General features: G+C 67.9%; 16 protein-coding genes. 6 read left to right on the forward strand and 10 right to left on the reverse strand.

Features of this window, described 5'->3' with window-relative positions; genetic code table 11:
- Window positions 1-8: 8 nt before the first annotated feature.
- The 5 genes from BLU17_RS21060 to BLU17_RS21080 form a co-directional block, all read right to left on the reverse strand.
- Window positions 9-728: a C39 family peptidase gene (locus BLU17_RS21060; protein WP_176929158.1), complete on the reverse strand. Its 720-nt coding sequence runs from the start codon at window positions 726-728 to the stop codon at window positions 9-11.
- 217 nt (window positions 729-945) lie between these two features.
- A complete protein-coding gene (locus BLU17_RS21065; RefSeq protein WP_092000757.1) occupies window positions 946-2,529 on the reverse strand; it encodes a beta strand repeat-containing protein in 1,584 nt (527 codons plus the stop codon).
- A gap of 27 nt (window positions 2,530-2,556) precedes the next feature.
- The gene (locus BLU17_RS21070; RefSeq protein WP_092000760.1) at window positions 2,557-3,177 is read right to left on the reverse strand and encodes a hypothetical protein; all 621 of its coding nucleotides are present in this window, start codon (window positions 3,175-3,177) and stop codon (window positions 2,557-2,559) included.
- A complete protein-coding gene (locus tag BLU17_RS21075; protein ID WP_092000763.1) occupies window positions 3,174-3,671 on the reverse strand; it encodes a hypothetical protein in 498 nt (165 codons plus the stop codon). Before BLU17_RS21075 ends, BLU17_RS21070 begins: the two co-directional genes overlap by 4 nt.
- Before the next feature lie 119 nt (window positions 3,672-3,790).
- Window positions 3,791-4,354, reverse strand: coding sequence for a hypothetical protein (locus tag BLU17_RS21080; protein WP_092000766.1), 564 nt, complete (start codon window positions 4,352-4,354; stop codon window positions 3,791-3,793).
- 548 nt (window positions 4,355-4,902) lie between these two features.
- Between BLU17_RS21080 and BLU17_RS21085 the strand changes: the two genes are divergently transcribed.
- The gene (locus BLU17_RS21085; protein ID WP_092000769.1) at window positions 4,903-6,288 is read left to right on the forward strand and encodes a sigma-54 dependent transcriptional regulator; all 1,386 of its coding nucleotides are present in this window, start codon (window positions 4,903-4,905) and stop codon (window positions 6,286-6,288) included.
- Between the two features lie 294 nt (window positions 6,289-6,582).
- The gene (locus tag BLU17_RS21090; protein WP_092000772.1) at window positions 6,583-7,554 is read left to right on the forward strand and encodes a thymidylate synthase; all 972 of its coding nucleotides are present in this window, start codon (window positions 6,583-6,585) and stop codon (window positions 7,552-7,554) included.
- Window positions 7,555-7,658: 104 nt separating this feature from the next.
- Here BLU17_RS21090 and BLU17_RS21095 read toward each other — a convergent pair whose 3' ends face one another.
- Together BLU17_RS21095 and BLU17_RS21100 are read right to left on the reverse strand one after the other, a co-directional pair.
- Window positions 7,659-10,133, reverse strand: a complete 2,475-nt coding sequence (locus BLU17_RS21095; protein WP_092000775.1) for a DUF6600 domain-containing protein — start codon at window positions 10,131-10,133, stop codon at window positions 7,659-7,661.
- A 209-nt stretch (window positions 10,134-10,342) separates the two neighbouring features.
- Window positions 10,343-11,056 carry an ArsR/SmtB family transcription factor gene (locus BLU17_RS21100; protein WP_092000996.1) on the reverse strand — a complete coding sequence of 238 codons (714 nt, stop codon included), beginning with the start codon at window positions 11,054-11,056 and terminating at the stop codon, window positions 10,343-10,345.
- Between the two features lie 227 nt (window positions 11,057-11,283).
- Between BLU17_RS21100 and BLU17_RS33255 the strand changes: the two genes are divergently transcribed.
- From BLU17_RS33255 to BLU17_RS21110, 3 genes are all read left to right on the forward strand, one after another.
- Window positions 11,284-11,442: a hypothetical protein gene (locus BLU17_RS33255; protein WP_176929159.1), complete on the forward strand. Its 159-nt coding sequence runs from the start codon at window positions 11,284-11,286 to the stop codon at window positions 11,440-11,442.
- 118 nt (window positions 11,443-11,560) lie between these two features.
- On the forward strand, window positions 11,561-12,601 hold the full coding sequence (locus BLU17_RS21105) for a GlxA family transcriptional regulator (protein WP_092000779.1): 1,041 nt from the start codon (window positions 11,561-11,563) through the stop codon (window positions 12,599-12,601).
- Window positions 12,602-12,724: 123 nt separating this feature from the next.
- The gene (locus BLU17_RS21110; protein ID WP_092000999.1) at window positions 12,725-13,228 is read left to right on the forward strand and encodes an acyl-CoA thioesterase; all 504 of its coding nucleotides are present in this window, start codon (window positions 12,725-12,727) and stop codon (window positions 13,226-13,228) included.
- 85 nt (window positions 13,229-13,313) lie between these two features.
- On the opposite strand, the gene fumC is transcribed toward BLU17_RS21110, so the two are convergent.
- Both fumC and BLU17_RS21120 read right to left on the reverse strand, forming a co-directional pair.
- Entirely contained in the window at window positions 13,314-14,723 is a 1,410-nt protein-coding gene (gene fumC / locus BLU17_RS21115) for a class II fumarate hydratase (RefSeq protein WP_092000782.1), read from the reverse strand.
- A gap of 237 nt (window positions 14,724-14,960) precedes the next feature.
- Complete coding sequence (locus tag BLU17_RS21120) at window positions 14,961-16,610, reverse strand: phospholipase D family protein (protein WP_425434130.1); 1,650 nt, start codon at window positions 16,608-16,610, stop codon at window positions 14,961-14,963.
- 282 nt (window positions 16,611-16,892) lie between these two features.
- Here BLU17_RS21120 and BLU17_RS21125 point away from each other — a divergent pair, with 282 nt between their 5' ends.
- The gene (locus BLU17_RS21125) at window positions 16,893-17,249 is read left to right on the forward strand and encodes a DUF2917 domain-containing protein (RefSeq protein WP_092000788.1); all 357 of its coding nucleotides are present in this window, start codon (window positions 16,893-16,895) and stop codon (window positions 17,247-17,249) included.
- A 75-nt stretch (window positions 17,250-17,324) separates the two neighbouring features.
- Here the strand turns inward: BLU17_RS21125 and panS are convergent, their stop codons facing one another.
- On the reverse strand, window positions 17,325-18,287 hold the full coding sequence (panS, locus tag BLU17_RS21130; RefSeq protein WP_092000791.1) for a ketopantoate/pantoate/pantothenate transporter PanS: 963 nt from the start codon (window positions 18,285-18,287) through the stop codon (window positions 17,325-17,327).
- Window positions 18,288-18,380 lie beyond the last annotated feature (93 nt).

An 18,380-nucleotide genomic window follows, 5' to 3' on the forward strand; every position in this document is an offset into this window, starting at 1 on the left:
TCAGGACTTCAAAACATGACGGCCTTGTCGAGGCCGTATTCGAAGAAGGGAGTCGCTGCCGTGCCGTTGAGCAAAGCGTTTTCACGCAGCTTGAGCGCGAGCGACTCGTTGTTCTGCAACAGCGGGGAGTCCTCCAGGAACGGTTTGCCGAGCACCGCGAAGACGAGACCGTTCCATGTCTTCGCGAAATCGTCCTCGGCGACGATGCGGTTGCCGAGCGCGGGGTCCGCGATGAAGATGCGGCCGTTCTCGGCGTGCTTGACGATCACGAAGTGCTCGTAGCCTTCGATGTTCATGAGCACCAGTACGGGAATCTGCAGGTGGTAGAGCGCGTCGGTGTTGACGCGAAAACCGCGGCCGCGCAGGCCGATCGTCTCGACGAACTTCTTCATGTCGAGCATGGAGAAGCCGTTCTTGACGACCACCTCAGGCGTGGAGAACACCATCATCTGGCGGATCAGCTCCGGTTCGGGGATGTCGATGCCGTAGCCGTACTTGAGCAGCGTGGCGAGCGCGGCGGCGCCGCAGCTGTAGTCGTACTGCTGGCTGACGATGCTGCGATAGCGAAGGTCCCGCATCGAGTGGATCGGAAGCTTGATCGGCACGCCGATGAGGTTGGTCGCGTCGAGCGTCGACTGCGCGCGCGCGGGCACAAGGGCCGCGCCGGCGGCGAGCGCCAGCGCGACAGCGCACATCCTTGACGCCGGGGTCGATACGGACCCGGACATGGTGGTCTCCTGTCGGCCAGAGTCGGCGTGTCGATCCGCGGCAGCGCTTTCGCGTCGGCCCGGTTCCATCGCGCCTTGCCCTGGTCCCATGCAAGTAATTGCAACATCGGGGTCACGCGCCGGCTGCGGTGGGACAGCCGGCGCGCGGTGCTGCCTGAGGTGTTACCTGACTTGCTGCCTGGGACGAGCCCAGTTCCTGCAGTGCTGCGGGCCGTGTCTAGTGGCCGTTGTTCATCGCGGCAATGGCCATGCCGTTGTGCTGCAGGTTGCCGATGCCGCCGGCAATGTTCACGCCGATGTTGCCTTGCGCGCCGGTGAGCGTATTGGCGCCGAGGCTGGCCGTGCCCTGGAACTGGCCGGTGGCCGTCATGCCCGCGTTCTGCACGTTGTTGTCCGTCGCGACCATCGCGACCGTCGCGGCCGAACCGGGGCTTGCCGTCGTCACGGAGCCGGCGAGGCTGTTGTTCTGCGCGTTGCCGATACCGGACGCGACGTTCACGCCGACGTTGCCCGAAACGTTCGCGAGCGAGCCGTCGCCGACCGACGCGTTCAGATTGAAGTTCTTCACGTTGGCGTGACCGCTGGACGCCTGCGTGTTGAAGATCTGCGCGTTGCCGAAGACGTTGCCCATGTCGACGGAAGCGAGCGCGACGTCGTTGCTTTGCGCGTTGTTGATGCCTTCCGCGATGTTCACGCCGAGGTTGCCCGTCACGCCCGTTGCCGCGTCGCTGCCCGTGTTGGCGTCGAGCGTGCCGGGCTGCTGCGTGTTGATGTGCTGCGTGATGGAACCCGTGGTGTGCTCGTCGACGGTCGTGAGCGTGTCGCTTACGTTGTAGCCCCAGCTACGCGACGAGCTCGAGCTTCTCGACGACGAATGATCGTGCGAGCTCGCGCTGCTGCTCGATTCGCTGTACGTATGCGCGTACGCATTCGCCGAGTTCTTCGACTTCTGGCTCGTGCCGCTCACGCTGGCCGAGAGCGACGCGCTGGCCGAGCCGTTGGCGTAGGCCGTATTGGCGTTGGACGAGCTGTCGCTGGTGTTCTTCGTGTTGTTCGCGGTCCAGGCCGTGCCGGCGCTCGTCGTGTCGCTGTTGTTGTGCGCGTTGGTCTTCGTGTGCGACGTGTTTTCCGAGCCGCTCACGCTCACGCCTGCCGAGCCGTTCTGGAAGTTGCCGCTGTGCGCCCATGACGCGTTCGCCTGAGCTGCGCCATTGCCGCTTTGCGACTTCGTCGACGTGTTGTTGCCCACGCTGTTGTAGGTGTGGCTGACACCCTTGCTGCCCGTGTCGTTATAGGTGCTGGCCGTCGTCGAATCGCTCGTGTTGCCGCTGTTGGTCGAGACGGAATACTGGCCGTTCACGCTCGCGTCGAGCGTCTTGCCGAAGCTCGAGTTGCTCGACGAGCTCTTGTTGGTCGACGCGTTGACATCGTGCGTGTGCGACTGGCTGCTCGACGAGGACGACGAACTCGACGAACTCGAATCCGACGACTTCGTGAACGTGTTGCTGCCCGTGCCCGTCACGCTGAAGTTCGTGTCGTTGAACGTCGTCGTGATCTTGCCGGTGTTGTAGCTCTGCGCTTGCGGAATGAGCGTGCCGCCGCTGGCGGTCTGGCTGTTGTTGATGACGGCGCCGGCGGTGCTCGAAACGGAGACGCAGCCGAACAACGTGACAAAGCCTTCGATGCCGACGCCTTCGCTTACGCCCGTGGCGTTGAAGAGATACGCCATGTTCGATGGAACTGCGTAAGCGGAGCCTGCCGCCGACGCAAAAACTGCCGCTGCTATGAGGGTGCGCTTCATGATTTCGCTCCGATACTGAGTGGTCAGTTAAAAAAGAGTGCCCGCCGGGGGACGGAGCACAAAACTGTTTGCCGTAACGTTACCGGCGCCGGCTGCCTGGTTCACCTGCACGAGACCCGTCGCATTCCTGAATGCCGCATTGTCGATGCGTACCTCACGAATACCCCCTGCCTGGGCCAATTGCCCCTGGCTGCCGTTCGCAGCGGCGGCTGCGGACAGTTCCCCGTCCGAAACCGCCACCACTCCAATCGCACCGCTGCCGATGAGAGCAGTGTTGCGCTGGATGTTGCCCACGCCCGCCGACTGATTCACCATCATTGCGCCGTTCGTGTTTGCAAAAGCGCCTCCGCCTATCGTCGCGCTCACGTCCTTGAGCCGCGCGGTGACGGTGGCGAGCTGCTCGTCGCCATTCACGTTGACGGCCACGTTGCCTGTCGTGATCGTCAACTGGTTGGCCTGCGCGTTGTCGAGGCCCGCCGTTTCGTTCACCGTGAGCGCGCCCGTCGTGGACGTCGCGGCTCCTGGGGCGATGGTCGCGGTCGCGCCCACCGCGACCTGGGCGTGCGCCGCGCCGGCAAAACCGAATGCGGCGGCGCAGGCGAGTGCGGCGGAAAGCGCGGCGCGCAACGTCTTTGTCGAACGGCTCATTTCATGCCTCCCATCGCGCCCGTGAGCGGGGCGAGCGCGCCAGTGATCGTCGAGGAAATCGTGCCGCCGAGGCCGCCGCCGACGCCCGCGCTCGCGCCCGGACCCATGGCCGTGTTCGCGCCGGTGGCGTTGCCGCTGAGAATGCGGGTGATCGCCTGCACGCCCGCGCCCTGGGCGCTCAAGGCGCCGTTCGCGTTCACGCCGCTCGAGCCGTGGGCGTTGGTGAGGTCCGTGTCGGTGACGAGCGTCGCGATCGCCGGATCGAAGCTGTTCTTGGGAAAGGTCGTGGCGCGCACGAGCACCGGGTCCTGGTTTTTCGGCACGTCGGCGAAGGCGCTGCGCGGAGTGATGTCGCGTTCTACGATGATGTCGCCGGGATTGGTCACCTGCTGGGCGCCGGCTCCTGCCGTGACACTCGCCGCCAGGGCGCCGCACAGGGCCGCCACCTGGACCGAACGGCGGCTTGCGCCGCGCGTCGACTTGCGTGCTGTCATCCTGGTCTCCTGTCGACCGGAACTGGCGCTTTCACGCCCCGGTCTCATGTCCTCGCGCCGCGCAGAGCGCCCGCGCACCGGACGCCGCGCCGCATGCGGCGCGGTTTGCTATCTCATCGTTACTTTCTCGTGTAGCTGGCGACGTTGCCCTGCGCGTTCTGCGTGGCGTCCACGGGGATCGGCAGCGGCGCCGGGGGCGCGATTTCGTCCCACAGCGTCACGCTGTTGTTGCCGCGCATCAGTTGCGGGGTGGCCGCCACCATCACCATCCCGACCGCGCCGCCGCGCTGGCGCGAAAGTGTCTGGTCGTCGAGCGAGCCGACGCCCGCGAAGGCGCCGTCATCGCCGAACGCCACCGGGTCGGCGGCGGGGCGGGAGCCGGCGGCTGCGGCGTCCGTGTCGTCCGGGGCGGCGGTGCTGGCCATGCTGGCCGCCGCCGGCGTGCTCACGTCGTCGGGCGTGGCGGGAGCGAGCGCCGCAGGTGTTGCAGGAACGACATCCGGGGCGGGATTCCCGACGCTGGCAAGCGTGGCCTGCGCGAACTGCGCGACCGGCGCGTCGTCCGCTGCCTGCGCGAGCGCGGCGGGGGGCAGGACGAGGAGCGCGGCGGGGACGAGCATCGCGGCGCATGCGCTGCCATAGCCAATCAAACTGCTCCGGACCTGCTGGGTGATGAGTCGCATGACGTATCTCCTGGTGCGGAACATTTAGCGAAACGTGTGCCATCGCCCGCAATCCATTGATACGCTTCGAACCGCACTATTTTCTGCAGATTTTGAATGGCGGATTTTCGCCAAAATGTTTCAGTGCTGAAACGCGAGGCCGTTTAAACCCGTCGGCAATGCCATACGGTTTCAAAGGAGAACGTTTGCGCGCAAGGCGCTTAAGTATTCGGAGAATGGAAACATCTGCAATTATTTCTGCACTGACAAAATGCCGCAACTGACCTGGAAACATTTCCATCGGTCCCTATAGCATTCGACCTGCATAAATTCTATCCAACTGCCACGAGCCTATAGTAAGCTTCAGAAAAAGCCGTAATACTTATAAGAAAAAAAGCCTGCAACCGGGCAAGTTGACACACACGCCACAACTCGGGGATTCACTGTCAGCAAAAGCATGCGCGTTCACTGTTTTTCAGACACGCGAAAGCCGCTTTTTGCTGCGTGTCTGTACATTCAGGTGCGTGCCGTCATTCCCAAACGATTGTGTTGGCAAGAGGATCTGAATAATGGAACCTGCAACGCGGCAATTGGTGTATGTGACGCGAAAACCGGTCGAAGCGTTGAACGAGCGGTTCCACGAGCGCGGCTGGCAGGTGGAAATCGTCGGCAACGCACGCGACGCGCGGCGCGCGCTACGTACGGGAACGCCCGCGGGGGGGCTGCTCGATCTTTCCTGCGAATTTCACCTGCACGAGATCGGCTCGTTCGAGCCATGCCTCACGCTGCCCAACGTGGGCTGGGTGGCCGCGACCACGACGGGCCAGTTGCAGGACGCTACGTTGCGCCGGCTCGTGCGCGATTACTGTTTCGATTACGTAACGGTCCCGTGGAGCGGCGAGCGCATCGTCGACTCCGTCGGGCACGCGTACGGCATGGTCTCGCTCGGCGAAGTCGCCTCGAACGACACCACGGGCGGCACCGAAGGTGAAATGGTCGGCTCGTGCGAAGCGATGCTGGCGCTTTTCCGCTCAATCCGCAAGGTCGCCATGACCGATGCGCCGGTGTTCATCTCGGGCGAATCGGGCACGGGCAAGGAACTGACGGCCGTGGCAATCCACGAGCGCTCGTCGCGCCGCAACGCGCCGTTCGTGCCGATCAACTGCGGCGCAATTCCGCCGCATCTGCTGCAATCCGAGCTGTTCGGCTATGAGCGCGGCGCGTTCACGGGCGCGAGCCAGCGCAAGATCGGGCGCGTCGAGGCCGCCAACGGCGGCACGCTCTTTCTCGACGAAATCGGCGACCTGCCGATGGAAAGCCAGGCAAGCCTGCTGCGCTTTCTGCAGGAAGGCAAGATCGAGCGCCTGGGCGGCCACCAGTCGATTCCGGTGGACGTGCGCATCATTTCTGCCACGCACGTGGACATGCGCGCGGCGATGGTGGAAGGGCGCTTTCGCCAGGATCTGTACCACCGCCTGTGCGTGCTGCAAATCGACGAGCCGCCGCTGCGCGCGCGCGGCAAGGACATCGAACTGCTCGCGCGGCACATGCTCGAACGCTTCAAGAAGGACGGCGGCCGGCGCCTGCGCGGTTTTTCTCCCGACGCCATCGCCGCCCTGCACAATTACAGCTGGCCCGGCAACGTGCGCGAACTGATCAACCGCGTGCGCCGCGCGATCGTGATGTCGGAAGGCCGGTCGATCACGGCGCGCGATCTCGAGCTCGGCGACTATGTCGAGGTGGTGCCGGTGTCGCTCGCCCAGGCACGCGAAGCCGCCGAACGTCAGGCTATCGAGCTCGCGCTGCTGCGCCACCGCGGACGTCTCGGCGACGCCGCCCAGGAACTCGGCATCTCGCGCGTCACGCTGTACCGGCTGCTTTGCGCGCACGGCATGCGCCACATGGAAAGCGAGCCGCTCGCGCCGCACCCGGGCGGCCTGGCTTCGGGCGGCTGAGGCCGGCCGGGCGGGGCCGACCGGTTCGCGCCCCGGACGCCGGGTGCTCGCCGTCGTTCGTGCCGCGCCGTTTTTTTGCGGAGCTTCCTCGCGCTTTTCGCCGCTCGGGCCGCTCGGCCGCGATCTTCGTCCGGCTCCGGTGGGCCCGTCGGGCGGGCGTTCCTGACTTGACCCCGTTTCTTTCCGGTTCGCCGCCTTGGGTATGTCCGACCCGGGTTGCGCGCGCCGGGTAAAATCCCTCTTTTCCATCCTGAATCCGAACCGGGCCCAACCTGCCCGACGAGGGAACCGCGCATGAAACAGTATCTCGAGCTCGTCCGCTCGATTCTCGACACCGGCACCTGGCAGGAAAACCGCACCGGTATCCGCACGATCAGCCAGCCGGGCGCGATGCTGCGCTTCGACCTGCAGGCGGGCTTTCCGGCGGTGACGACGAAGAAGCTGGCCTTCAAGTCGGCCGTGGGCGAACTGATCGGCTTTTTGCGCGCCTCGCGCAGCGCCGCGGATTTCCGTGCGCTCGGCTGCAAGGTCTGGGACGCCAACGCGAACGAGAACGCCCCATGGCTCGCCAACCCGTACCGCGAGGGGACGGACGACCTGGGCGACGTCTACGGCGTCCAGTGGCGGCGCTGGCCCGCCTACAAGGTGCTCGACGCCGATGCCGCCGCGCAGCTCGCCGATGCCCGGTCGCGCGGCTATGCGCGAGTGGCGCAGTTCAGCGAGAACGGGCGCGGCAAGGTGCTGCTCTACAAGGCGATCGACCAGCTGCGCCAGTGCCTCGATACGATCATGAGCAATCCGGCTGACCGGCGGATTTTGTTTCATGCCTGGAATCCGGCGATGCTCGAAGAGATCGCGCTGCCCGCGTGCCACCTGCTATACCAGTTCCTGCCGAACCCGACGAAGCGCGAAATCTCGCTCTGCCTCTATATCCGCAGCAACGACGTGGGGCTCGGCACGCCGTTCAACCTCACCGAGGGCGCGGCGCTGCTGCATCTCGTGGGCCGGCTGACGGGCTATACGCCGCGCTGGTTCACGTATTTCATCGGCGATGCGCACATCTACGAGAACCAGCTCGACATGCTTAACGAGCAACTGCGCCGGGAGCCCTATGCGAGCCCGCGTCTCGCCATCTCGGAGCGCGTACCCGAGTATGCGAAAACGGGCGTCTACGAGCCGGAGTGGCTCGACAAGGTCGAGCCTTCGGACTTTTCGCTCGTCGACTACCGCCATCACGAACCGCTCACCGCGCCGATGGCGGTGTGAGCGGGCAGCATCGGCTGCTTCCGGCGTCGTGCCGGTGTGAATCCGCCAAAAGGAAGCCCGCGAACGGCGACGTTCGCGGGCTTTCCCGTTTTTTGGCGCGGCGATCAGCCGTGATGGCGATCGTCGTGGTTGCCGCCGCCTGCGCGCTCCTGCGGGTGCGGAGCCGGCTGCGGCTGCGGATGAAACTCGGCATGCGGCTGCGGTTGCGGTTGAGGACGGAATTCCGGATGCGGTTGCGGCTGAGGCTGCGGGTGAAACTCGGCACGCGGTTGCGGTTGCGGGTGAAATTCCTGACGCGGTTGCGGCTGGATTTGCGGTTGCGGGTGAAGCTCGGCACGTGGCTGCGGCTGTGCACGGACATCCTGGCGAGGCGTTTGTGCCTGCGGATGGAATGCGGGGCGAGCCTCCGGCTGTGGCGCCGGCCGGATGGCCTGCGCTTGCTGCGGCATCTGCGGACCGTGCTGCTCCGCCACCGGTTCCGGCATTCGCTGGGGTTGCGGCTGGGGTTGCGGCTGCGCACGCGCCGCGTCGTGCGGCTCCTGCATCGCGACGGTCGGCGGCCGGCCAGCCTCGTTGCGGCCGGGTTGCCCGTGCATGGCCATCGGCGTATGCGGCTGCGTCCATGCCGGCTGACGGACCCCGTCCCGCAGGCCGTTCATCGCGCCCGGATCCGGCCGGCCCGCAGCCGGCACGCCCCCTTGCGTCCGTCCAGCGAACTGAGGCGGGCGTGGCACGCCATGGTCCTGCGCGGCGGCAGGCAGGCCCGGCTGGCCACGCTCGGGGCCGTGCTGCATGGCGTTGGCGGCGTTGGCGGTCACTGGGGCGGGATGAGGTGCGCCGCCCGTCACACCCGGCTGGCCTGGCCGCATCCTCGGCGCGTCGCCCGGCCGGCTTGCCGAGCCGATCACCGGCGAATGCGGCGGCACGACGCGCACGTTCTGCGCTGGCCACGCGCCATGCGCGGCCGCGGCGAATGGCGAGAAGGGCGCATGCGCGGGTGCCGCGACGCGCACCACCGGCGCGCCCGCGCCCGGTACGGTGCCACCGGCATGGGCGAAACGCTGCGCAAGATTGTCGCGGAACGCGGGCGGCGCGACCGGCGCGCGCGTCGCCACGATCTGGCGCTGGTTGAGCGCCGCGGGCGGCCGGTAGTCTGCGCGCCGCATGTTCGGACCGAAGCTGCCCTTGACGGGCGCGATGCCCGGCGTGCCCGGCTCGATCCGCGCGTTGCGCCATTGCTGCGGGTCGACGCGCTGCGCGAAACGCGAAACCGGCTGGCCATGGACGAACGCCGTGGCCGGCACGGCCGTCACCGCGCCGCGCACGCGATAGTTGACGTAGGTGTTGCGAACGTTGACGTCATGCCGGTAATGGTTGACGACGATGGTCTGGTTCACGCGATCGTAGTAGTGCGGACTCCAGTCTCCCCAGTGCGGGTGCCACGGCTCGCCGGGCCCGAGTGCGAACCAGGCGACGCCCGCGGCCGCGACGCCGCCCGCCGCCAGGTCCACGCCCCAGTCCGGGCCGCCGTCCGCGCCGCCGACGAACGCAACCAGCGCCGGCGCATAGACGGGCGGCGCGCTCTCGACGAGCGGTCCGGGCACCCACGCCCACGAATCGTCGACGTAGGCCCAGCGGCCATAGTGATAAGGCGCGAAGCCCCACGGAGCATCGTCGACCCATGTCCAGCCCCACGGCGCTTGCCAGACCCAGTGGCCGTCGCGATAGGGCGCCCAGCCCGCGGGCACCGAAGCCGGCGTCCAGACTTCGCCGTACTGAGGATCGCTGCGCCACGTGCCGTTGTTGTCGAGGTCCTGATAGCCGGGGACATCGCGCGAGACATAGCGCGCCGAGACCGAGCGGTCCTCGGCGTCGTCGCGTGCGAGCGCCCACTGGTCGAACGCATCGGGCGGCGGCGCTTCGTTGCTCGCCACCTGCTGCAGCCCGGTGCCGGAAAAGCGGATCTGCTGGCCGGCCGTCATGGGCATCTGGCCGTTCTCGCCGTACACGGTCAGATTGCCGCTGCGCACGGTGACGGTCGTCGTGCTGCCGTCGGGCGCGACATCCACGCGATAGTCGCCGGGGCTCGTCACCCCGAGCGCGAGGTTCGGCGTGTCGATCTCGTAGGACGTGCCTGGCGGGACGTCGCGCACGCGCGTCGAGAGCGTGCCTTGCGCGACCTTCAGCTGCGCGGTCCGGTCGTCGAGGGCCAGTACGTCGAGGCTCGTCTGCGCGCCGAGGCGCACGGCCGTCGAACCGATATGAAGCTCCGAGCGCCCGTTGGCGTCGTTCCAGAGCTGGTCGCCGGTCGTGAGCGGGCGGTTGAGCTGCGCGTAGGACCAGTCGCTCGCGCCGGCCGGTTCGGTGGTCACGGCGCCGGCCATATAGTCCAGACGCGCGACCCGGCCGGGCGGATCGCCGCTCGTGGCGGCCGCAGCGGGCGCGGCTTCGGCCGGCGCGGCTTGGGCGAAGACCGCGGGCGCGGCGGCGACGTTCAGCGCGGCGAGCGCAGCCAGGGCAAACAGCGTGCGGCGGGACGTGCGGTGAAACTGGGTGATCGTAGGCGTGCGCGTTGTCATGTTCGTTCTCTCTCCACGGGCGCCTCTCGCGGTGTTCGAGGCACCCATGTCGGGCACTGTATCCGCCGCGCGTGTTTCCATGCACGCGGATTTGTTAGGGCTTATGCACGAGTTGTAACAGAACGTGCCGCCGTGAGAACGCATGCTGTTGCTGCCGAAATGGATGATTTCTTCCGCAATGTCAGCCGATTGCGCCGCCGGCCGGCGCGTTACGCACCCGTGAGCGCCTCGAATTCGCGCTGGCCCTTGGGCGTGATGCGCAGCACGCGCGGACGGCTCGTGCGCTCGATCCAGCCGCTTTCCGTCCACGAATCGAGCAGCGCCGCGCCGAGCGCCCCGCCCAGATGCGGCCGCCGCTCGCTCCAGTCGAGGCAGGTGCAGGCAAAGCGCCGTCGCCGCGCGCGTAGCGCCGCGACGTCGACGCCCCAGTCGGCGAGACGCGCCGCGCCTTCGGGCGTGGCTTCGAGCGCGTCGCCGTCGCGCACGAGCAGGCCGCTTCCCACGAGGCGCTCGAACACCTGCACGGCTACTTCGCCGGCCATGTGGTCGTAGCAGGTGCGCGCATGGCGCATCTCCAGCGGCACGGTGCGCGCCGGGCGTGGAGCCGGGCGCTGTGGCGCGGCGACATGTGCGACGTTCATGAGCGCCTCGATCGCGGCCGCGACTTCCGGTGTGGCGATGCGGTAGTAGCGATGGCGGCCGCGCACGTCGAGCGCGAGCAGGCCGCCGTCGGTCAGACGCGCGAGATGGCCGCTCGCCGCCGAGGGCGAGAGGCCGGCGATCATCGTCAGTTCGCCCGCGGGCCGCGCGCTCCCGTCCATGAGCGTCCAGAGCATGGCGGCGCGGCCGGGATCGGCGAGCAGCGCGGCGACGCGCGCCAGCCCCGGGAAATGGGTCGATTCGTCGGTGACGGGAAGATTCATGGCGGCTCCTCGGTTTCTCGCGATGGCGTCGGCGGCGGCCGTGCACGACGCCGCGCCCGCGGTGTCACTGTAGCGAAACGGCGTATTCGACGTTTCAGTTCGCGATGAAATGTCGATTGCAGCCGCCGATGGGATGGAGCCCACGCGGCGGATGCCGCGGAGAACCGGACTGCGGCGCATGAGAGCCCCGCGCTAGAATCATCGTTTTCGCAAGTGGTTTTCCCTTCATGAAACGCTTTCTGGCTCGCTTCGTGGCTCCGCTCGCCGCCGCGGCGCTCGTGTCCTTGTGCGCGGCCTGCGCGCAAGGCGGCTCCGCGCCGTCGAGCGGCGCGAGCGGCATCACGATGTACGGCACGATCGACGAGGGCGTCACGTTCCATAAGTGACGGCGCATTCGCCGCGCCGTCGCCAGCCCGGCTGGCAGAATTTGATGCCGGTTTGACCTGACTGCCACCCGCACGCATGCGATGATGCGGACATTTCGTCAGCATCGAGTTCACCGCCATGCCGCCTCACCCGTCGCCTCGTGCCGGCGCTGCGCGCCATGTCGTGTTCGCCGTCGCGCCCGAGCTCGTGCTGCTCGACGCCTGCGGCCCCGTGGAGGCGTTCTGGCGCGCCGAGCTGGCGGCGCGCGCCGTCACCGGCGGCGCTGGCGGCGCGGCCGGAGGCGTGCCCTGCGCTTACCGCACGACGCTCGCTTCGGTAGCCGGCGGCGTGCTGCCGACCTTCGCGGGCGTACCCGTCGTCACCGAGCGGCTCGATATGCTCGATCCGGCCACCATCGATACGCTGATCGTGCCGGGCGTCCCCATTGACGACACGACCGCGCTGCAACCGGCGCTCGTCGCCTGGATCGCGGCGGCCGCGCCTCGCGCCCGCCGCGTGGCGTCGGTCTGCACGGGCGCGTTCTATCTCGCCGCCGCGGGCCTGCTCGACGGCCGCCGCGCCGCCACCCACTGGCGCAACGCCGCGCAGCTCGCGCGACGCTTTCCGCGCGTCGAGGTCGATCCCGAGCCGATCTTCATTCGCGACGAGCGCGACGGCCGCGTGGTCTGGACTTCGGCGGGCGTCTCGGCGGGTATCGATCTCGCGCTGGCGCTGATCGAAGAGGACTGCGGTCACGCGGTTGCCATGCAGGCGGCGCGCCGCCTCGTCGTGTTCATGAAGCGGCCCGGCGGCCAGGCGCAGTTCAGCGAGGCGCTCGCGGCGCAGGCGACGGCGGGCGCGGAGTTCGACGCGCTGCACGGCTGGATGGCCGCCAATCTGCACGGCGAGCTGAACGTCGAGCGGCTCGCCGAGGAAGCGCGCATGAGCCCCCGCACCTTCGCGCGCCGCTATGTCGAGGCGGTGGGGCGCACGCCGGCGCGCACGGTCGCGGCGATGCGCGTGGAAGCCGCCGCGCACGCGCTCGTGCAGTCGCGCCGGCCGCTCAAGCGCATTGCGGCCGATTGCGGCTTCGGCAGCGAGCAGAATCTGCGGCGCGCGTTCGAGCGGCGCTATGGTGTGCTGCCGCTCGACTACCGGGCGCGATTCGCGGCGAGCTGACCGCGCAACGAGCGGGGCTCGCGGGCGGCCGCGCCCAGCCTGCCTTATTGCCCTCGTATAATCGACGCCTCCTCATCCCACAATTCGAGCCGCCCGCGCGGAATCGCCATGAGCAAAGCCGACATGAAGACGCCCAACCAGCCGCTGGACCGTTCGGAAACGACGTTCCGTTTTCTTGCCGAACCGACTTCGGTGAACTTCGGCGGCAAAGTGCACGGCGGTGCGCTGATGAAATGGATCGACGAAACCGCCTACGCGTGCGCCGCGGTCTGGTCCGGCCGCTACTGCGTGACGGTGAGCGTGGGCAACATCCGCTTTCGCCGGCCGATTCTCGTCGGCAACATGGTCGAGTTGCGCGCGCGCGTGGCGGCCACGGGACGCACGTCGATGCACATCCACATCACCGTGCATGCCGGTGACCCGAAGAGCGGCCAGTTGCGCCTCACCACCGACTGCCTGATCGTGTTCGTGGCCGTCGACGAAAACGGCAACCCGATCCCGGTGCCGACCTTCGTGCCGGAAACGGCGGAGCAAAAGCGCCTCGCGAAATACGCGCTCGACGTGCGCGATGCGCTCGACGCGATCGTCGAACTCAAGCCCGAGGAAGTGGCCAAAGGCGAGGTTTGATGCGCGCGCACGCATGGCGTGCGGCATGAAAAAACGGGCGGCGAGCCTCGCCGCCCGTTTTGTATTCCAGTCCTTGAAAAAGGGCTTATTTCTTCAGATTCCCGACCATCTCGCCGGGCTTCACCCAGTCGTCGAACTGCTGCCCGGTCACGTGGCCGAGCGCGAGCGCGGCGGCCTTGAGCGTCGTGCCTTCCTTGTGCGCCTTCTTGGCGATCTGCGCGGCCTTGTCATAGCCGATGTGCGGATTGAGCGCCGTCACGAGCATGAGCGACTCGTTGAGCAGCGTGTCGATGCGCGAGCGGTTTGGCTCGATGCCCACGGCGCAGTGGTCGTTGAAGCTGAGCGCGCCGTCGGCGAGCAGGCGGATGGACTGCAGCACGTTGTGAGCGATCATCGGACGGAACACGTTCAGCTCGAAGTTGCCGCTCGCGCCGCCCATGTTCACGGCCACATCGTTGCCGAACACCTGGCAGCAGAGCATCGTGACGGCTTCGGACTGCGTGGGGTTGACCTTGCCCGGCATGATCGAGCTGCCCGGCTCGTTCTCGGGAATCGACAGTTCGCCGAGACCGCAGCGCGGGCCGCTCGCGAGCCAGCGAATGTCGTTGGCGATCTTCATGAGGCTCGCGGCCACGGTCTTGAGCGCGCCGTGCGCGAACACGAGCGCGTCGGCGGCGGCCATCACCTCGAACTTGCTGGGCGCGGTGACGAAGGGCACGCCCGTGAGCTTCGCGATGGTTTCGGCGACCTTCTGCGCGAACTGCGGATGCGCGTTCAGGCCCGTGCCCACGGCCGTGCCGCCCTGGGCGAGCTCGTAGAGATGCGGCAACGACGATTCCACGTGCCTGATGCCATGATCGAGCTGCGCGACATAGCCCGAAAACTCCTGGCCGAGCGTGAGCGGCGTGGCGTCCTGCAGGTGCGTGCGGCCGATCTTCACGATGTCCGCGAAGGCGTTGGCCTTGGCGTCGAGCGTGTCGCGCAGCGTCTTCAGCGCGGGCAGCAAGTGCCTGACGATGCCGTAGGCGGCGGCCACGTGCATCGCGGTCGGAAACACGTCGTTGGACGACTGGCCGCGGTTCACGTCGTCGTTCGGATGCACCTTGCGCGCCTCGCCGCGCTCGCCGCCCAGAATCTCGCTCGCGCGGTTCGCGATCACCTCGTTGAGATTCATGTTGGTCTGCGTGCCGGACCCCGTTTGCCACACGGCGAGCGGGAATTCGCCCGGATGCCTGCCCGTGATGATTTCGTCGGCGGCCTGCATGATCGCGCGCGCCTTGGTCTCGTCGAGCACGCCGAGCGAGAGGTTCACCTCGGCCGCGGCGCGCTTGATCGTCGCGAGCGCGGTGATGAGTTCCGGCGACTGCTTTTCGGTGGAGATGCGGAAGTTCTGCAGCGATCGCTGCGTCTGCGCGCCCCAAAGCTGCTGGGCGGGCACGGCGATCTCGCCGAACGTGTCGCGCTCCATGCGGACGTTTTCATTGCTTGCGGTCATTTGATGCTCCGGTGATTGAGGCGGCGCCCGGCGAAGGCGCCGCTTTCGTGACGGGTTCGGCTCCGCGTTGCTAGCGGCGCGGCGTCTGGTGCTGGAAGCGCGATACCGGCGCAATACCGGCAGCGCGATGCAGGCTCCGCGCGCCGCTCCTGGCGACGACGGCGCGGTCGCAGCTATTCGCGGCCGGCTAGACGGCGGACGACGGCGGACGGTACGGCGCAGCGCGGCCGACGGCGCTCACAACTGGCCGTCGACCGGCAACAGCAAGAATAGCCCGGTTAGCAGATTCCGGTAGAAACCCGCACCGGGATCGAGGTTGTAGGTCCGCATCATGCCGTCCTCCTCGTCTGTCCAGACGAGCGGCGAGGCGATCGCCGTGCCCTTGAGCCGCGCGAGCTGTGCGGGCGTCGCGAGCGTCACGCGGTAGCTCACCTGCGGCGAGGTCGCGCGCCGGAAAAGATCGGCTGCGTCGCGCGCGATGGGCGGGCTCTCGATCGCGAGCGCGAGCTCGGTGTTGAGTCTCGCGGAGCGCGGGTCGAGATTGAGCGAGCCGATCACGAGTGTGCTTTCGTCGATGACATAGGCCTTTGCGTGCAGGCTCGCGCGCGAACGCGAGCCGACTATGCCGAAGCGCCGCTGGTCCGCGTGCTCGGACTGCTGCGGCTTGAACTCGTAGAGCTCGGTGCCGGCCTCGAGCAGCGGCACGCGGTATGGGCTGTAGCCGGCCTGCACCGCGACGGCGTCGGTGGCGGCGAGCGAGTTGGTGAGGATCGCCACGCGCACGCCGTGCGAGGTCAGCGTCCGGATGGCCCGCACGCCCGCGTCGTGCGGCACGAAATACGGCGAGAAGACCAGCACGCTGCTGTGCGCCTGATGGATGCGATCGAGCAGCACGCGCATCGCGTCGCCTACTTCGCCTTGTCCGCTGCCCGCGATCTTGCCGGGCGAATCGGCCGCGAACTGCCATTTTGCCCAGACGAGCCCGATTTCGTTGCCCGCGATCTGCTGGGCGAGCGGCGCGGCGTTGAGCGGCCTGGCGTCGTACGACGCGGCGTTTTCATGCCAGTGCCTGCGCAGATCGTCGCGCGCGGCGTCGAGGTCGTGCGCCGCGAACTTCTGATGATTGAGCACGCTCAAGGGATACGAGATCGAGCTGTTCCAGTACGCGTCGAAGCTCGCCGAGATGCTTTGCGCGACCGGCCCCGCCGTGAGTACGTCGAGGTCGCGGAAGTCCAGTGTCGGGCTCGCGTTGAAGTATTCGTCGCCGAGATTGCGGCCGCCGACGATCGCCATTTCGTTATCGACGATCGTCGCCTTGTTGTGCATGCGGCGCGTGAACTGGTCGATGTTCGTGAGGAAGTTGCGCGTGCGCAGGTACATCGATTCGCTCGTGCTGCCGTACGGATTGAACACGCGGATCTGGATGTTCGGATGGCTGTTGAGCGCGGCCATCAGGCTGTCGATGTCGTGGAAATTCAGGTCGTCGACGAGCATGCGCACACGCACGCCGCGATCGGCCGCATAGAGCGCCGAGCCCAGCAGCAGCTTGCCGGTGGTGTCCTCGTTGGCGATGTAGTACTGCATGTCGAGCGTTTTCGTCGCCGCGCGCGCGAGCGCGATGCGCATCTGCAGGGAGTCGGTGCCGGCGGCGAGCAGGCGAAAACCCGATTCGCCCGCGTGAGCGGCCTCGGGCGCGGCGAGCGCGGCGCCGAGCGGCGTGGCCCTGGCCTCCGAGGCCGGCATCGCCGCAGTGGTCTGTCGCGGGTAGTCGGTGGCGGGCGGACGTGTCGCGCAGCCCGCGACGAGCGCCAGGCAGACGAGCGCGAGCAGGGCGGACAGCGGGGCGCACCGCGGGGCGTATAGCGTGGCATACCGCGCGGCGCGCAACGAGGCCGCGCGTTGCTTCAAGGAAACCTGGGACAGGGCGGGATGCGCGAGCAAGCGGATTCTCCATGGCGTCTGCACGCCGCGTGATGGTTCGTTTTCATTGCACGGCTCCACGAAGATTTTACGGGAGCCGTCCGCGAGATCAGTAGCGGCAAGCATGCTCGCCACAGCAATTCCCGGGCCGGATTCCAGATGAGCGACGGCTACGTTTCAGCGCGGCCGGAAACGTCTGCGGCGGCTCCGGCGCGACACTGCGCCCATGCCGAACGATGGGGGACCGCAATGAAAGCCGCAACCGCAACCGCAGACGCTCTCGCGCTGAGCGTGCCTCGCGACGCCTGCCGCACGATCCGTGCGGCGCACGGTTGTTTCGTGATGGCGGTGCAAGGCCGCGTCTGGATGACGGTCGAAGGCGACGCCGAGGACTACTGGCTCGCGCCGGGCGAAGCGCTGCCGCTTGCGCCCGGCGAGCAGGCGCGCATCAGCGGATGGCGCGAGGCGGTGCGCTGCGAAGTGCAGCCGCTCTCGCAGCCGCGCGAGCGGCGCTTCGCGCGCCTGCGCGCGTGGATGCGCGGACGGCTGGCGAAGCGCGGGCTGGCCAGTGTGCGAGCCCGTGAGCCGAAGGAACGCGCGGCGTAAGTGCGGCGACGCTGGGCCGGCGCTCGGCCGCCGCGCGAGTCGCCCGCATGCGTCGGGCCGCGGCGAGCACGGGGTTCAGCCGCGTTCGGGCGTCGCGCCCGCTGCGCTTTGCGCATCGCGCGTGCTGCCGCGTGCCGGCTTGCCGGCCCAGTAGCCCGCGAGTACCGAGCCCGAGAGGTTGTGCCACACGGAGAACAGCGCACCCGGCAAGGCGGCGAGCGGCGAGAAGTAGAGCTTGCCGAGCGTCGCGGCGAGGCCCGAGTTCTGCATGCCCACTTCGATGGCGAGCGTGCGGCACACCGACTCGTCGAAGCCGAGCAGGCGGCCGCCCCAGTAGCCGCCGAGCAGGCCGATGCCGTTGTGCAGCACCACGCCGAGCGCGACCAGCGGGCCGACCGTGGCGATGCTCGCATGCGTGCCGCCCACCACGGCGGCGATGATCGCGAGGATCGAGACCATCGAGACGAGCGGCAAAACCGGCTCGATGCGCCGCACGAGGCCGCCCGCGAGGCGGTTGACGGCAAGGCCGATCGCGATGGGCAGGCCGACGATCTGCAGGATGCTCATCAGCATGCCGCGCACGTCGACGGCGATCGAGGCGTCGACGTAGAGGCGCGTGAGCAGCGGCGTCGCGAACACGCCGACGAGCGTCGAGAGCGCGCTGATCGTCACCGAGAGCGCGACGTCGCCGCGCGCGAGATAGATCATCACGTTCGAGGCCGTGCCGCTCGCCACGCTGCCCACGAGCACCATGCCCGCCGTGAGGTCGGGCGGCATGCGCAGCACCCTGGCGATCGCCCAGGCGGCGAGCGGCATGACGAGATAGTGCAGGAAGATGCCGGCCGCCACGGGCGCGGGGCGCGTGAACACGCGCTGGAAGTCGGCGAACGAGAGCGTGACGCCCATCGCCAGCATGATGGTCATCAGGAGCGTCGTGACGTGCGGCGCAATCGGCGCGACGAAGCCCGGATCGAAGTAGGCGAGCAATGAAACGAGGACGGCCCAGAGCGGGAAGAGTCGAGTAATCGGGGCAAGCATGAAAGGGGGTCCGTGAGAGTAGTTTCGTTATGTCGTGGCGCGGGCTGCGGGGCGGGCGAAAGCGTCGATGCTTGCGAGCGCAAACGCCCGGGC

Source organism: Paraburkholderia lycopersici (assembly GCF_900096975.1).
GTDB classification, from domain to species: domain Bacteria; phylum Pseudomonadota; class Gammaproteobacteria; order Burkholderiales; family Burkholderiaceae; genus Paraburkholderia; species Paraburkholderia lycopersici.